We start from the raw sequence: 13,436 nt of genomic DNA on the forward strand, positions 1-13,436 counted from the left end.
GATGGCCGGACATTCCGACAACGTGCTCGACCTGCCCAAATTCGACGAGGCGCCGAAGATCCTGATCGTTATCGCGCCCTACTACGGCGCGATCTCGGCGGCGCAGCTGGTTTCCGCCCGCGCCGTTATCGAACGAGCCGGAGCCACGCATCAAACGATTGAGGTGCCCGGCTCGCTGGAGCTCCCGACTGCCATCGGGATCGCGCATCGGCAGGCGGATTTCGACGGCTACGTGGCGCTTGGCTGCGTGATTCGGGGGCGGACGTCGCATTACGACGTGGTCGTGAACGAGAGCGCGCGGGCCATCGCGACGCTCGGGCTGGCCGGGGCCTGCATCGGCAACGGGATCATCACCGTCGAGAACATGGAACAGGCCGAGGAGCGGGCGGACGCGGACCGGCTGGACACGGCCGGCGGCGCGGCGGCGGCGGCGTTGCACCTGGTCCATCTGCAGCGCGTACTGACGACGGAGACGAAGGGCATCGGCTTCCGGCCCGGCAGCTTCCAGCACGATGCGGCGCGCAAGGGTCCGACGGTCGCCTGAGCGGCGTTTGCGATTTCGAAAGATCTCGCTGCTAGTCCGATGCGCGGGAAGACGTTCCCTGCGGACGAGCATGTGGCGCCGGATGCGGACGCCGCGCCCGATCGTGCGCGCGCCGGCCGACCCGATGCGCCGAACAGTTCCTGAAGATTATTCGTACGAATAATCTCTCCTTTCCTTCGTACGAAGGAAAGGTGCTTGGGCGGCCGCGCAAACCGAACGCGGCGCGGGCCCACGCTCTCGCTTGACCCGCCCCGCGGCGGGCCATAGGTCGCCGCCATGCCGAACACCTCCGCCGACGACCGACGGGCGCTTCGCCGCCGCATGAAATCCGCCGCCCGCCTCTACGCGGTGCAGGCGCTGTTTCAAATGGAGGCGATGGCGCAGACACTCGACTCCGTGCGGGTCGAGTTCGAGGATCATCGCTTCGGCATGGTCACCGACGAGGGCGCCTTCTCGGAAGGCGATGTCGATCTCTTCCGCGCGCTGCTCGAAGCCGCGGTCGCGGAGCAGAACCGGATCGACCAGCTCACCGACCGCGCTCTCGTGGCCAAGTGGCCGCTCGGGCGGATCGACCCGACGCTTCGGGCGGTCTTCCGGGCCGCAGGCGGCGAGCTTCTGGTGACGCAGACGCCGCCCAAGGTCGTGATCAACGAATTCGTCGAAGTCGCACGCGCGTTCTTTCCCGAGGGCAAGGAAGCCGGCTTCGTGAACGCCGTGCTCGACCACATGGCGCGCGAGGCGCGGCCCGAGGCGTTCTAGGCGGGCCGACGCGCGCGACGCGCGGCAAGCACCGTCGCCGTCAGCCCCCAAGTCGCCACCAGAAGCGCGGCCACGCCGGCAAGGAAGAGCGCCAGCGCCTCCGGCACGCCCTCGACCGGCAGGGGCACCGCCGTCGCCCCCGTCACCAGCATCCAGCCCAGCGTCGCCACGCCCCAGCCGATGATCGCCGTCCCCAGCGCCAATCCCAGAAGGCCGACGCCCCGGCCCCTGCGGCGCGCGGGCAGCCGGGCCATGCGGCGCAGCGCCGTGCCCATCCGCGCGGCGTCGTGGCCCATGGCCAGGATGGCCGGGACGAGCACCAGCACGAGCACCATTCCGAAGCCCAGCCCGTAGGCCAGCGTGATGACCGTCGGTCGCAGGAACTGCGCTTGGCTGGACGTCTCATAGAGAAGGGGTGCCAGGCCCAATACCGTCGTCAGCGTCGTCAGGAGCACGGGCCGCAGCCGGTCGCAGACCGCGTCGACGATGGCGGGCCGGATCGCGCGGTCCTGCGCGTATTCGTCCACGGTCGTCACCAGCACGATCGAATCGTTGATGATGATCCCGGTCATCCCGATCAGCCCCACGATCGAGAACATCGACAACGGCACGTCCCAGAACCAGTGCCCCCAGACCGCACCGATCAGACCGAAGGGGATGACGGCCATGATCACGCCCGGTCGCGTCCAGGACGAGAAGATCCAGGCCAGCACCAGATAGATGCCCAGAAGACAGGACACGAGGCCAACGGTCGCGTCGGTCAGGAATTGATTTTCCTGCTCGGCCAGCCCCGAGACACGCCATTCGACCTGCCGGAGCGACGCGATCTCGGGCAGGATCTCCTCGGTCATGATGCTGCTGATCTCGGCGGCGCGCGCGGCGTCGTCCTGGTTCAGCTCGCCCGCCACGCCGACGAACTGGACGCCGTTTTCGCGGTTCACGGACGCGAAGCCCGAGCGCGTCGCGACCGTGACGATATCGGCCAGCGCGACGGCGCCGCCGCCCGACGGGGCCGCGAGGCGCAGCTCGTCGAGGAAGTCGGCCCGGATCTCGCCCTCGGGCAGCTCGACGCGGATCGCGCCGGTGCGCGGCCCATCGGGGAAGGTCGCGGCCTCGATCCCGCCCAATCGGTCGCGCAGCACGCGGCCCAGCGCGTCGATATCGAAACCCAGCGCCTCGCCCTGCGGCGTCAATTCGAGGATCAGTTCGTCCTTGTCATAAGGCAGCGTGTCCTCAAGCCCCGATACTTCGGGGAAGCGGGCCATCGCAATCTTCAGGTCCTCGGCTGCGGCCTTGAGCGAGGCGGAATCGGCGCCGAAGAAATTCACGCCGAGCGCATCGCCGCCAGGCCCGGACCGCCAGCCGCGAAAGCTGATTTCCTCGGTGAGCGGAAGCTGCCGCGCCGTCTCCTGCAACTCGCCGACGAACTGGAAGCTGGAATAGGGGCGCAGATCCGCGTCGATCAGTTCGATCGAGATCGCACCGAGCTGATCGGCGTCCTTCTCGTCCGCCGATGCCAGCGGGCGGCCGGTATTGCCGCCGATCTCGGCGATGACATAGGCAAGCGGGTCGACGCCGTAGCGCTCCGCATAGGCCGCGCCAAGATCGGTTGCGGCGCGCTGTAATTCGCGCATCTGCGCGATGGTGTCGGCGCGGGTGGCGTTGTCGGCCATCGCGAAATTGCCCGTGACCGAGCCGCGCTCGGGGGCGTTGAAGAAGCGCCATTGAACGTCGCCCCGCATGAAGAGCGCCGCTTGCGTGGACAGGAGCACGATCGCGGCCGCCGCGACCGGGTAGCGGGCATGGATGGCGAGGCGGACGAGGGGGCGAAACACCCGCTCGCGCACCCATTCGAAGCCCGAATTGACGGTGGTCGAGACGATGTCGATCCCGTGCCGCGACAGCCGCGACCAGAGCGCCTGCCGGTCGCCGATCAGCCCCGTCAGCCGTGCGAAGGCCAGCGCACCGCCCGCCGCCAGCGGCAGCGCCAGACCGACGGGCGTGAGGCGCGGCCCCGCCTCGCTCAGCCCCAGCCGCCAGGCCACGAAGAGCGCCGTCACCCAAAGGAGGGTCACCGCCGCCACGATGAACACGGTCAGTGCGACGGCCCCCACGGTCGCCCGCGTCCGGTCGAAGCCCTTCGGCTCGCGATGCTTCAGCGCGCCGGCCATGTGATGCGGCAGGATCAGGAAGCACTCGATCAGCGACGCGATCAGCACGACAATCACCGTGAACGGGATATCCGCGATCAGCGATCCGAAGCGGCCGCCGATGGCGACGAGGCCGAAGAACGCGATCACCGTCGTCAGCGTGGCCGAAAAGACCGGTGTGAACATCCGGCGGGCCGCGTTCTCGGCCGCCGTCTCCGGGTTTTCACCCAGCCGTCGGGCGCGGAAATCGGCGTGTTCGCCCACCACGATCGCGTCGTCGACCACGATCCCCAGCGTGATGATCAGCGCGAAGAGCGACACCATGTTGATCGTCAACCCGGCCAGCCACATCAGCGCGATGGCCGAGAACATCGCGACCGGTATGCCCGCGGCGACCCAGAAGGCCGTGCGCGCGTTGAGGAACAGGAAGAGCAGGATCACCACGAGCCCCAGCCCGAGCACGGCGTTGTCCACGAGGATATCGATCCGCCCGGTGATCGCCTCGGTCCGCGTGCGGATGAGGTCGATGCGCACGCCGTCGGGCGCGGCCGCGACGATTTCGGCGGCGACCTCCTCCACCTGCCGTTGCAGCGCGATGGCGTCGCCCTCGGCGCTGCGGTCCACGCGCAGGCTGATGGCCGGGTCGTCGCCGACGAAATATGCCCGGTCGCGGTCCACCCCCTCGGAGGTCACGCGCCCCACATCGCCCACGGTCAGCGCGGTGCCGTCGGCGTCGCGCCGGATCACCACGTCCTCGATCTGGGCGGGATCGCGGCGGTCGGTGCCGGTGCGCACCCTTGCGTTCGCCCCCGAGACATCGCCCGCGGGATCGGCCCGGCTCTGGGCGGCGATAGCCTCCGCGATCTGCGAAAGGGTCACGTCGTAGCGCAGGAGCGCCACGGTCGGCACCTCGACGACGATCTCGGGCGCGGCGACGCCCCGAATGGTTGTCCGCGTGACCCCCGCCGCAAAGAGCCGGGTCGTGAACGCATCCGTCAGCCGCGCCAGCTGATCGACGCCTACGGGTCCGGTCAGGATCACGTCCGTGACTCGGTCGGTCCAGCCGCCCTGACGGACATCGGCGTCCTCGGCCCCGTCGGGCAGCGTCGTCAGCGCGTCCACCGCCGCCTGCACGTCCGCCGCTGCATTCGCCATGTCGCGGCCAGGCTCGAATTCCAGCGTCACCGAGGCCCGGCCCTCGCGGCTGGTGGCACGGCTGTCGGTCACGCCCTCGACGGCGAGGAGCGCGGGCTCCAGTACCTGCACGATCCCCAGGTCGACATCCTCGGCCCCGGCCCCGTCCCAGACCACCGTGACATCCACGTCGTCCACGACCACGTCGGGAAAGAATTGTGCGCGCATATTCGGCAGGGCCAAGGCGCCCGCGGCCAGCATCAGCACCAGGAGGAGGTTCGCCGCCGTCCTGTGGCGCGTGAAGTAGCCGAGGATGCGCATCAGCCGCCCGACCGCGCTTCGAGACGCTGGACCATCTCGGCGGGCACTTCGGCCTCGTCCAGCCGCGCGAGCATCCGGGCCTTCACCGGGTCGGGCAGGCGGGTGTTGGCCTCGACCACGGCCTTGAGGCGGCTGCGGGTCTCATCGTCGAGCGTCACCATCTCGTCGGGTTCGGGCGGGGCGCCGTCGCGCAGCGGCCGGACGCGGATGCCCGCGCCCAGCGCCGGGCCGCGTTCGGCCACGACCTCGCGCCCGTCGATCTCGCCGCGGACCAGCACGTCGTCGCCCTGCCGCCGCAGGAGCGTGACGTCGACTGTCTCCAGCCGGTCCTCCGCGCCGAGCACCAGCACGGTGCCCTGGGCCGACAGCGCCGTCGACGGCAGAAGGACCGCGTCGGCCAGCGCCGGCTCCTCGACCTCGACCCGGACGAAATCGCCGGGCCGAAAACCCTCGGCCCCGGTCAGGCGCGCAAAGACCAGTCGCCCGGTCTGTCCTTCGCCGACGGCCGGGCTCTCGCGCGTGATGGTGCCCGCGGCCTCCAACAGCAGGCCCTGCACGTCGAGCACCGCGCGTACGGGCGCTCCGACCAGGGCGCCGGTTTCCGAAAGGAGCCGCGCGTGCTGTGCGGCAGAAAGACGGAACGCCACCTCCAGCTCGGAGGGATCTATCAGCGTCGCGACCTGCTCGTTGGGGTTTACCAGCCCGCCGCGCAGCACCGACACGTCCGAGAGCTGGCCCGCGAATTCCGCCCGGAGCGAGCGGTCGTCTAGGTCGCGCTCGGCCTGGGCCACCGCGATCCGGCCGCGCTCGACCGAGAGGCTCGCGGCGTCGATCCGGGTCTCGGCCTGCGCGATGGCGCCTTGGCGCGACAGGATCGTCTGTTCGGCCGCCGAAAGCGCCAGCTCCGCGGCCTCGACGGCGGCCGTCGAGCCGACGCCGCGTTGCGACAGGTCGGCCTGCCGTCCCACGGCCTGGCGCTGCAGGTCGCGCTGCGCCTCGGCCCCGGCCAGCTCGGCCCGCGCGAGCTCCAGGCCCCGGCGCGCGTCGCGCAGCTCGGCCTCGGCCCCGCCGAGATCGGCGCGGGCCACGGAGAGGTCGGCCTCGGCCGCACTCGGGTCGATCTGCAGAAGGTCCTGCCCGGCCTCGACCGTGCCGCCCTCCTCGAAGCCCTCGGCAAGCGCCACGACGCGCCCCCCGACCGGGGCGCGCAGCTCCAGCACCCGGCGGGCGCGGACCTCGCCGAAGGCGGTCAGCGTCGGGACGATGCGCCGGGCCTCGGCGGTGACGACATTGGCGGCCAGCACGCGCTCGCGGGCTGGCGGGCCATCCCCGTCGCGCGCGGCGCGGTCCTCGAGCGCCGACAGCGTGATCTGTGCCGCCCAGCCCAAAAGGCCCACCGTCAGCGCGGCGAGGAAGAGGGCGGTCAGGCTGCGACCGAGAAAGCGCATGTCATCTCCGGGTTCCGTACCGCTTTATAGATAATGCGACCGCTGCGTTATCCAAAGTCACACGCAGGCGCGCGTCACTTCCGTCGCAGGTGCTCGTCGAGACGCGGCATGATCTCGACGAAGTTGCAGGGCATGTGCCGGTAGTCGAGCTGGTGGACGAGGATCTCGTCCCAGGCGTCCCGACAGGCCGAGGGCGAGCCGGGCAGTGCGAAGAGATACGTCCCCTGCGCCACCCCCGCGCAGGCGCGTGACTGCACCGCGCTCGTCCCGATCTTCTTCACGCTGACAATGGTGAACATCGTGGCGAAGGCGTCGATCTCCTTCTCGTAGACGTCGCGATGCGCCTCGACCGTGACATCGCGCCCTGTCAGGCCCGTGCCCCCGGTCGAGATCACGACATCGACCCCGTCTTCGCCGCACCAGCGGTTCAGATGCTCGCCGATGGCCACCCGGTCGTCGGGACAGATCGCGCGATCGGCCAACACGTGCCCGGCGGCCTCCAGCCGCGCGACCAGGGTGTCGCCCGACCGGTCGTCCTCGGGCGTCCGCGTGTCGGACACCGTCAGGACGGAGATGCGGCAGGGCAGGAACGCGCGCTCGGTCATGTCTTCGATGTTCCTCAAATATGCCGGGGGGTGCGGGGGGCTGGCCCCCCGCCCGGTCGCCGCATCCCCGATGCGGCGATCCGTCGGATCAACGGTCGAAGTCCTTCGCCGAATGGCGCTCGGGCAGCTTCAGGCTCTCGTCGTCGCCGAAGGTCCGGTTCACCATTCGGCCCCGGCGCACGGCGGGCCGCGCGTCGATCCGCTTGGCCCATTCCATGACGTGCTCGTATTCGTGAACCGCCAGGAACTCGGCCGCCTCGTAGAGCCGCCCGAGGCAAAGCTGGCCGTACCAGGCCCAGATGGCCATGTCGGCGATGGAATAGTTGCCCGCCATCCACTCGTTATCCTCGAGATGCTGGTCGAGCACGTCGAGCTGGCGCTTGGCCTCCATCGCGTAGCGGTCGATCGGATATTGCAGCTTTTCGGGCGCGTAGGCGTAGAAATGGCCGAAGCCGCCGCCGAGGAACGGGGCCGAGCCCATCTGCCAGAACAGCCAAGACAGCATCTCGGGGCGCGACTCGCCCAGGAACGCGCGGTGCCGTTCGGCGAGGTGAAGCATGATCGCGGCACTCTCGAAGACGCGGACATTGGCGCCCTTGGTGCGGTCGAACAGCGCGGGAATCTTCGAGTTCGGGTTCACGTCCACGAAGCCCGTCGAGAACTGGTCACCCTCCGAGATGTCGATGAGCCAGGCGTCGTATTCGCAATCGTGCCCGGCCTCCAGAAGCTCCTCCAGAAGCACCGTCACCTTCACGCCATTGGGGGTCGCCAGCGAATAGAGCTGCAGCGGGTGCTCGCCGACGGGCAGGTCCTTGTCGTGCCGCGCGCCGGCCGTGGGGCTGTTGATGTTGGCGAACTTGCCGCCGGAGACGGTATTTTCCCAGACGGCGGGGGGCGAGTAGGTCATCGGTGATCCTCGGTCGTAGACGTGGCCCGTAACAGGTAGCACCGCGCCGCCGGGGTCAATGCGCAGCCGCCCGCGCCGCGCGGGGGAGGTCAGCCGCGCAGCCGCGCCGCGAGCGACAGAAGATCGGCCCAGGCGTCCCGCTTGGCGGCCGGCTGGCGCAGGAGATAGGCCGGGTGCAGCATCGGGAGCGCCGGTCGCCCCTCGGCCTCGGCCCAGTGCCCGCGCATTCGCGTGATGCCCTTGCGCCCCAGCAGCGCGTCGCAGGCATGGTTTCCCATCAGCACGAGGATCTCGGGGTCGGCCAACGCGATGTGACGCCGCACGAAGGGCAGCATCATCGCCGTCTCCTCGGGCTCGGGGTCGCGGTTCGACGGCGGCCGCCAGGGGAGGACGTTGGTTATATAGACCGCGTCGCCTGCCTCGCTGTCGCGCGACATGCCGATGGCGGCCAACATCCGGTCCAGAAGCTGCCCCGCCTGTCCGACGAAGGGGCGCCCCGCGCGATCCTCCTCACGGCCCGGTGCCTCGCCCACGATCATCACGCGCGCCGCGGGGTCGCCGTCGGAGAAGACGAGGTTGCGCGCGCCAAGCCGCAGGTCGCACCACGGATAGGCTGCCAGCGCGGCCTGAAGTGCGGCCAGGTCACCTGCCTCGGCCGCCATGCGCTCGGCCTCCGCCACGGGATCGGAGGCGGCGGGCGCGACCCTCGGTGCGGCGGTGGCGTCGGACGCTGCGGCGGCGGATGCGGCGGGCGGCATCCGCTCGGGCAGGGCGTAGCGGTTCAGCGGCATCTCCCCGATGGCCTCGTCGCAGCCCATCTCGAGCTGCCATTCCAGCATGGCGCGCGCGGTCAGGGGATCGAGATCGTCGAGCATGACGCACCCCTAGCGCGGATGGCGGCGCGCCGGAAGGGTGCCCGCCGCCTTGCGCCCGCCGCCGATCGCTGCACCATGGGCGGCATGGATCACTTGGCCGTCATCGCCGATATCCACGGCAACGTGGATGCCCTGACGGCCGTCCTGGCCGAGATCGACAGGCGCGGGATCGCGCGGATCGTGAACCTCGGCGACCACGCCAGCGGCCCGCTCGCCGCCGCCGAGACGATGGCCTTGCTGCGGACCCGCCCGATGCAGGCGATCCGCGGCAATCATGACCGCTATCTCACGACCCTGGATCCGGCGGCGATGGGCGCGTCCGACGCCCACGCCCATGCCGAGCTGACCGAGGCCGATCTCGCCTTGGCTGCGCGCGCTGCCGGCCACTCTGTCCGTGGCGCCCGGAATCCTCGCCTGCCACGGCACGCCCGAGGATGACGAGATCTACCTGCCCGAGCGGGTCGATCGCGCGGGCGTCGTCGCACCGCGCCCGGCGGGCGAGGTCGCGCAACTGGTCGCTGGGCAGGAGGCCTCGCTCGTGCTCTGCGGTCATACGCATCTGCCGCGTCGCGTCGACCTGCCGGACGGGACGATCGTTCTCAATCCCGGCAGCGTCGGCTGCCCGGCCTATACCGACGACATGCCCGTCCCCCACGCCGTCGAGACCGGCACACCCGCCGCCGCCTGGGCCGAGATCCGGCGCGGGCCGGAAGGCTGGCGGACGTCGGTCCATCACGTTCACTACGATGCGACGCGGATGATCGCGTTGGCCCAGGCGGCCGGGCGGCCAGAATGGGCCGGGCGCTCGCGACGGGCCGCATCGCAGGCGGGGCTTGATCGCCGCCGTCCCGCGCCGCACAAGCGCGGTCATGTTCACCCAACGCCACCTCCTCGGGATCGAGCCGCTGCACCCGGTCGAGATCACCACGCTGCTCGACCGCGCCGACCACTACGCCGAGGCGACGCGGGCCGGAACCAAGCATGGCGACGCGCTGGCGGGGCTGACGCAGATCAACATGTTCTTCGAGAACTCCACACGCACGCAGGCGAGCTTCGAGATCGCGGGCAAGCGGCTCGGGGCGGACGTGATGAATATGGCGATGCAGGCCTCGAGCCTGACCAAGGGCGAGACGCTGATCGACACCGCGCTGACGCTGAACGCCATGCGCCCGGACATCCTCGTGGTGCGCCATCCTCATTCGGGCGCGGTCAACCTTCTGGCCGAGAAGGTGAACTGCGCCGTCCTCAACGCGGGCGACGGGCGGCACGAGCATCCGACGCAGGCCCTGCTCGACGCGCTGACCATCCGCCGCGCCAAGGGCCGTCTGCACCGTCTGACGGTGGCCATCTGCGGCGACATCGCGCACAGCCGCGTCGCACGTTCGAATCTGCTTCTGCTGGGCAAGATGGAGAACCGCGTCCGCCTTGTCGGCCCGCCCACGCTGATGCCGGCGGAGGTGTCCGAACTCGGCGTCGAGGTCACCGACGACATGGCCGAGGGCCTGGCCGATGCGGATGTTGTGATGATGCTCCGCCTCCAGCGCGAGCGGATGGATGGCGGCTTCATCCCGTCCGAGCGCGAGTACTACCATCGCTACGGTCTCGACGCGGCCAAGCTGGCCCATGCCAAGCCCGACGCGATTGTCATGCATCCGGGGCCCATGAACCGCGGCGTCGAGATCGACGGGACGCTGGCCGACGACATCAACCGCTCGGTCATCCAGGAGCAGGTCGAGATGGGCGTCGCCGTCCGCATGGCCGCGATGGACCTTCTGGCGGCGAACCTGCGGGCGCAGACCGGATAGCTCGCCGGAGGGCCGCGCCCTGTCTTGACGCGGACGAGCGGAACGCTTCACGCCTCGTTCATCGCTCGGCCCCCGGCGCATCCGCTACGCGCTGACCGACCGGGGGGCCTACGCGGTGACCCGCTGGTTGGCCCCGGAGCCGACGCGGATCGCCCCCGATGCCGAGGCGATCCCCATGATCGACTGGCCCAGCTGCGGCGTTCACTTCGTCAACCGGGCCGAGCGGGACACTGACGGCGAGACATCGCCCACTGCTCGGTTTCGCCACGCTGGACGGCCCCCGCGCGGTCTACGATCTGGCACTCCGCGCGGTGGCATCCGAACCCTGACGCGGGCTCGTGCGTTGGGTGACCGGAACACCCGCACCCCACGAGGCCCGACATGACCCTGACGCTGCCCCCGAACGACCCGCGCATCCACGTCTTCTCCGTCTCCGACGGCCCCCTGCGCCTTGCGCATCAGACCTACCTGTCGCAGTTGACCGACCCGCCCGCCGATGCCCTGCCGCTGGAGACGGCGCTGGGCGCGTCGGTCGACGCGACCTATGCCGAGGTCTTCGCGATCTCGGATATCGCGCCGATGACGCTTCGCGACTACCTGGCGCAGGCCCATGACATTCCCGCCGACGCGCTCTCCGCCGACGCCGCCCGGCTGGACGCGCTCTCGGGCGACGTGGTCGTTCTGGCGCCTCGTGCGGTCGAAGGTGTCACGACGCTGACCCCGCGCCCCGAGCTGACCCATATCGGCAGTTACGGCACCGCGCAGGCCGATGACACGCCCGTCACCCTGCCGCCCGCCGCGCGCGAGCCCCGCATCGCCACACCCGGTGCCGCGACCGGAACGCCGCTCCAGCAGAAGACGATCGTCTGGATCATTCTGGGCGCGCTCGTGCTGGCCGGTCTGCTGGTCGCACTCCTCTGAGGCGTTGCGCGGCGGGCGCGCCCCCGCTAGCACCGGCGGCATGGCCGCCACGCTCTTCACCAACGCCCGCCTGATCGACCCCGTCGCGGGCACCGACACCCGCGGCGACCTCCGGATCGAGGCAGGGCGTATCGCCACCGCCGGCCCCGCGGCCGAGGTGATCGATTGCCGGGGGCGGTGCCTGGCGCCCGGTCTGGTGGATGTCGGCGTCAAGGTCGGTGAGCCGGGCGAGCGCCACAAGGAGAGCTTTCGCACCGCTGGCGCGGCCGCCGCGGCAGGCGGCGTCACGACCATCGTCTGCCGCCCCGACACCCAGCCGCCGATCGACAGCCCCGAGATGCTGGACCAGGCGCGCGCCCGCGCCGCCGACGCCCCGGTACGCGTTCGGCACATGGCCGCCCTGACGCGGGGCCGCGCCGGGCGCGAGATGGTCGAGATCGGGTTCCTCATGGATGCCGGCGCGGTCGCCTTCACGGACGGCACCCATGTCACCGCCGACACCAAGGTTCTGACCCGCTGCCTGACCTATGCGCGGTCGCTGGGCGCGCTGGTGATCGGGCATCCGCAGGATCCGGGTCTCTCGGCGGGGGCCGCGATGACATCGGGCAAGTTCGCCTCGCTGCGCGGCCTTCCGGGCGTCTCGCCCCTGGCCGAGCGGCTGGGGCTGGAGCGCGACCTTGCGTTGGTCGAGGCCACCGGCGCGCGCTGGCATGCCGACCAGATCACCAGTGCCGTGGCCTTGCCCGCGCTGCGTCGTGCGCGGGACGCGGGCCTCGACACGACGTTCGGGACCTCGATCCATCACCTGACGCTCAACCTGATGGACGTCGCCGACTACCGCACCTTCTTCAAGCTGGTCCCGCCCTTGCGCGAGGAGACGGATCGCATCGCCATCGCCGAGGCCCTGGCGACGGGCGAGATCGACATCGTCTCGTCGATGCATACGCCGCAGGACGAGGAATCGAAGCGCCGTCCCTTCGAGGAGGCAGCCCCCGGTGCCGTCGGCCTCGAGACGCTGCTGCCCGCCGCCCTGCGCCTCGTCCATGCGGACATGATCGACCTTCCGACGCTCTGGCGCGCGATGTCGACGGCCCCCGCCCGCCGCCTCGGGCTGGAGGGCGGAACGCTGGCGGCGGGCGCACCCGCCGATCTCGTCCTCTTCGATCCCGACGCGCCCTTCGTCCTCGACCGCTGGACGATGGCGTCGAAGTCGAAGAACACGCCCTTCGACGGCGCCCGGATGCAGGGCCGCGTCCTCGGCACATGGGTCGGCGGCACTCGCGTCCACGGCGAGGCGCCCGCCCATGCCTGAGATCGTCACACCCCCCGTCCTCCTCGCGCTGACGGCGCTTCTGGCCTATCTCCTCGGGTCGGTGCCGTTCGGGATCGTCATGGCGCGGCTATTCGGGCTGGGCGACCTGAGGGCCATCGGGTCCGGCAATATCGGCGCGACCAACGTCCTGCGGACGGGCTCGAAGCCCGCGGCGCTCCTGACGCTGATCGGCGACGCGGGAAAGGGCGGGGCGGCCGTGCTCGTCGCGCGCGCGCTTCTGGCCGAGGACGCGGCCCAGCTCGCGGGCTTCGCGGCCTTCCTTGGGCACTGCTTCCCCGTCTACCTGCGCTTTCACGGCGGCAAGGGCGTCGCGACCTTCCTCGGCACGCTGCTGGCGTTGGCCTGGCCGCTGGGCCTCGCGGCCTGCGCGACCTGGCTCGCGGTGGCCGCGGCGCTGCGGATGTCCTCGCTCGCGGCCCTCGTGGCGGCGGCTTCGACCCCGCTCTGGGCCTTCTGGATCGATCCGCGCGCGGCCCTGCTCTGCGCGGCCCTGGCGGCCCTCATCTTCTATCGCCACGCCGCCAATATCCGCCGCATCGCCGCCGGGACCGAGCCGAAGATCGGGCAGAAGTGACCTTCGCCGTCCGACCGGGTCCGCGCCCGCCGGACTTTGACAGCCGCGCGTCCTCTGGCA

At 70.7% G+C, this 13,436-nt stretch carries 12 protein-coding genes; 7 read left to right on the forward strand and 5 right to left on the reverse strand.

The annotated features are described in order from the left end of the window. Position 1: 1 nt before the first annotated feature. Together Q0833_RS02090 and nusB are read left to right on the forward strand one after the other, a co-directional pair. The gene (locus tag Q0833_RS02090) at positions 2–544 is read left to right on the forward strand and encodes a 6,7-dimethyl-8-ribityllumazine synthase (RefSeq protein ID WP_298429767.1); all 543 of its coding nucleotides are present in this window, start codon (positions 2–4) and stop codon (positions 542–544) included. A 276-nt stretch (positions 545–820) separates the two neighbouring features. Continuing rightward, a complete protein-coding gene (gene nusB, locus Q0833_RS02095; protein ID WP_298429769.1) occupies positions 821–1,303 on the forward strand; it encodes a transcription antitermination factor NusB in 483 nt (160 codons plus the stop codon). Here nusB and Q0833_RS02100 read toward each other — a convergent pair. The 5 genes from Q0833_RS02100 to Q0833_RS02120 form a co-directional block, all read right to left on the reverse strand. Further along, on the reverse strand, positions 1,300–4,908 hold the full coding sequence (locus tag Q0833_RS02100) for an efflux RND transporter permease subunit (RefSeq protein ID WP_298429771.1): 3,609 nt from the start codon (positions 4,906–4,908) through the stop codon (positions 1,300–1,302). The two genes, nusB and Q0833_RS02100, sit on opposite strands and share 4 nt — an antisense overlap. After that, positions 4,908–6,356, reverse strand: a complete 1,449-nt coding sequence (locus Q0833_RS02105) for an HlyD family efflux transporter periplasmic adaptor subunit (RefSeq protein WP_298429773.1) — start codon at positions 6,354–6,356, stop codon at positions 4,908–4,910. The genes Q0833_RS02100 and Q0833_RS02105 overlap by 1 nt, the downstream gene beginning before the upstream one ends. 74 nt (positions 6,357–6,430) lie before the next feature. Beyond that, the gene (gene moaB, locus Q0833_RS02110; protein WP_298429775.1) at positions 6,431–6,961 is read right to left on the reverse strand and encodes a molybdenum cofactor biosynthesis protein B; all 531 of its coding nucleotides are present in this window, start codon (positions 6,959–6,961) and stop codon (positions 6,431–6,433) included. An 88-nt stretch (positions 6,962–7,049) separates the two neighbouring features. Further along, positions 7,050–7,868: a glutathione-dependent disulfide-bond oxidoreductase gene (yghU, locus tag Q0833_RS02115; protein WP_298429777.1), complete on the reverse strand. Its 819-nt coding sequence runs from the start codon at positions 7,866–7,868 to the stop codon at positions 7,050–7,052. A gap of 89 nt (positions 7,869–7,957) precedes the next feature. Continuing rightward, positions 7,958–8,743: a uracil-DNA glycosylase gene (locus Q0833_RS02120; protein WP_298429778.1), complete on the reverse strand. Its 786-nt coding sequence runs from the start codon at positions 8,741–8,743 to the stop codon at positions 7,958–7,960. Between the two features lie 18 nt (positions 8,744–8,761). On the opposite strand from Q0833_RS02120, the gene Q0833_RS02125 reads away from it, so the two are divergent. The 5 genes from Q0833_RS02125 to plsY all read left to right on the forward strand — a co-directional run bounded on the left by Q0833_RS02125 (position 8,762) and on the right by plsY (position 13,376). Then, entirely contained in the window at positions 8,762–9,181 is a 420-nt protein-coding gene (locus Q0833_RS02125; RefSeq protein ID WP_298429780.1) for a metallophosphoesterase, read from the forward strand. A 431-nt stretch (positions 9,182–9,612) separates the two neighbouring features. Beyond that, entirely contained in the window at positions 9,613–10,548 is a 936-nt protein-coding gene (locus Q0833_RS02130; RefSeq protein WP_298429782.1) for an aspartate carbamoyltransferase catalytic subunit, read from the forward strand. A gap of 381 nt (positions 10,549–10,929) precedes the next feature. Beyond that, entirely contained in the window at positions 10,930–11,469 is a 540-nt protein-coding gene (locus Q0833_RS02135) for a hypothetical protein (protein WP_298429785.1), read from the forward strand. 40 nt (positions 11,470–11,509) lie between these two features. After that, entirely contained in the window at positions 11,510–12,781 is a 1,272-nt protein-coding gene (gene pyrC / locus Q0833_RS02140) for a dihydroorotase (RefSeq protein ID WP_298429787.1), read from the forward strand. Continuing rightward, positions 12,774–13,376 carry a glycerol-3-phosphate 1-O-acyltransferase PlsY gene (gene plsY / locus Q0833_RS02145; protein WP_298429789.1) on the forward strand — a complete coding sequence of 201 codons (603 nt, stop codon included), beginning with the start codon at positions 12,774–12,776 and terminating at the stop codon, positions 13,374–13,376. The genes pyrC and plsY overlap by 8 nt, the downstream gene beginning before the upstream one ends. The last annotated feature ends 60 nt before the right edge of the window (positions 13,377–13,436 follow it).

The organism is uncultured Jannaschia sp. (genome assembly GCF_947503795.1).
GTDB lineage: Bacteria > Pseudomonadota > Alphaproteobacteria > Rhodobacterales > Rhodobacteraceae > Jannaschia.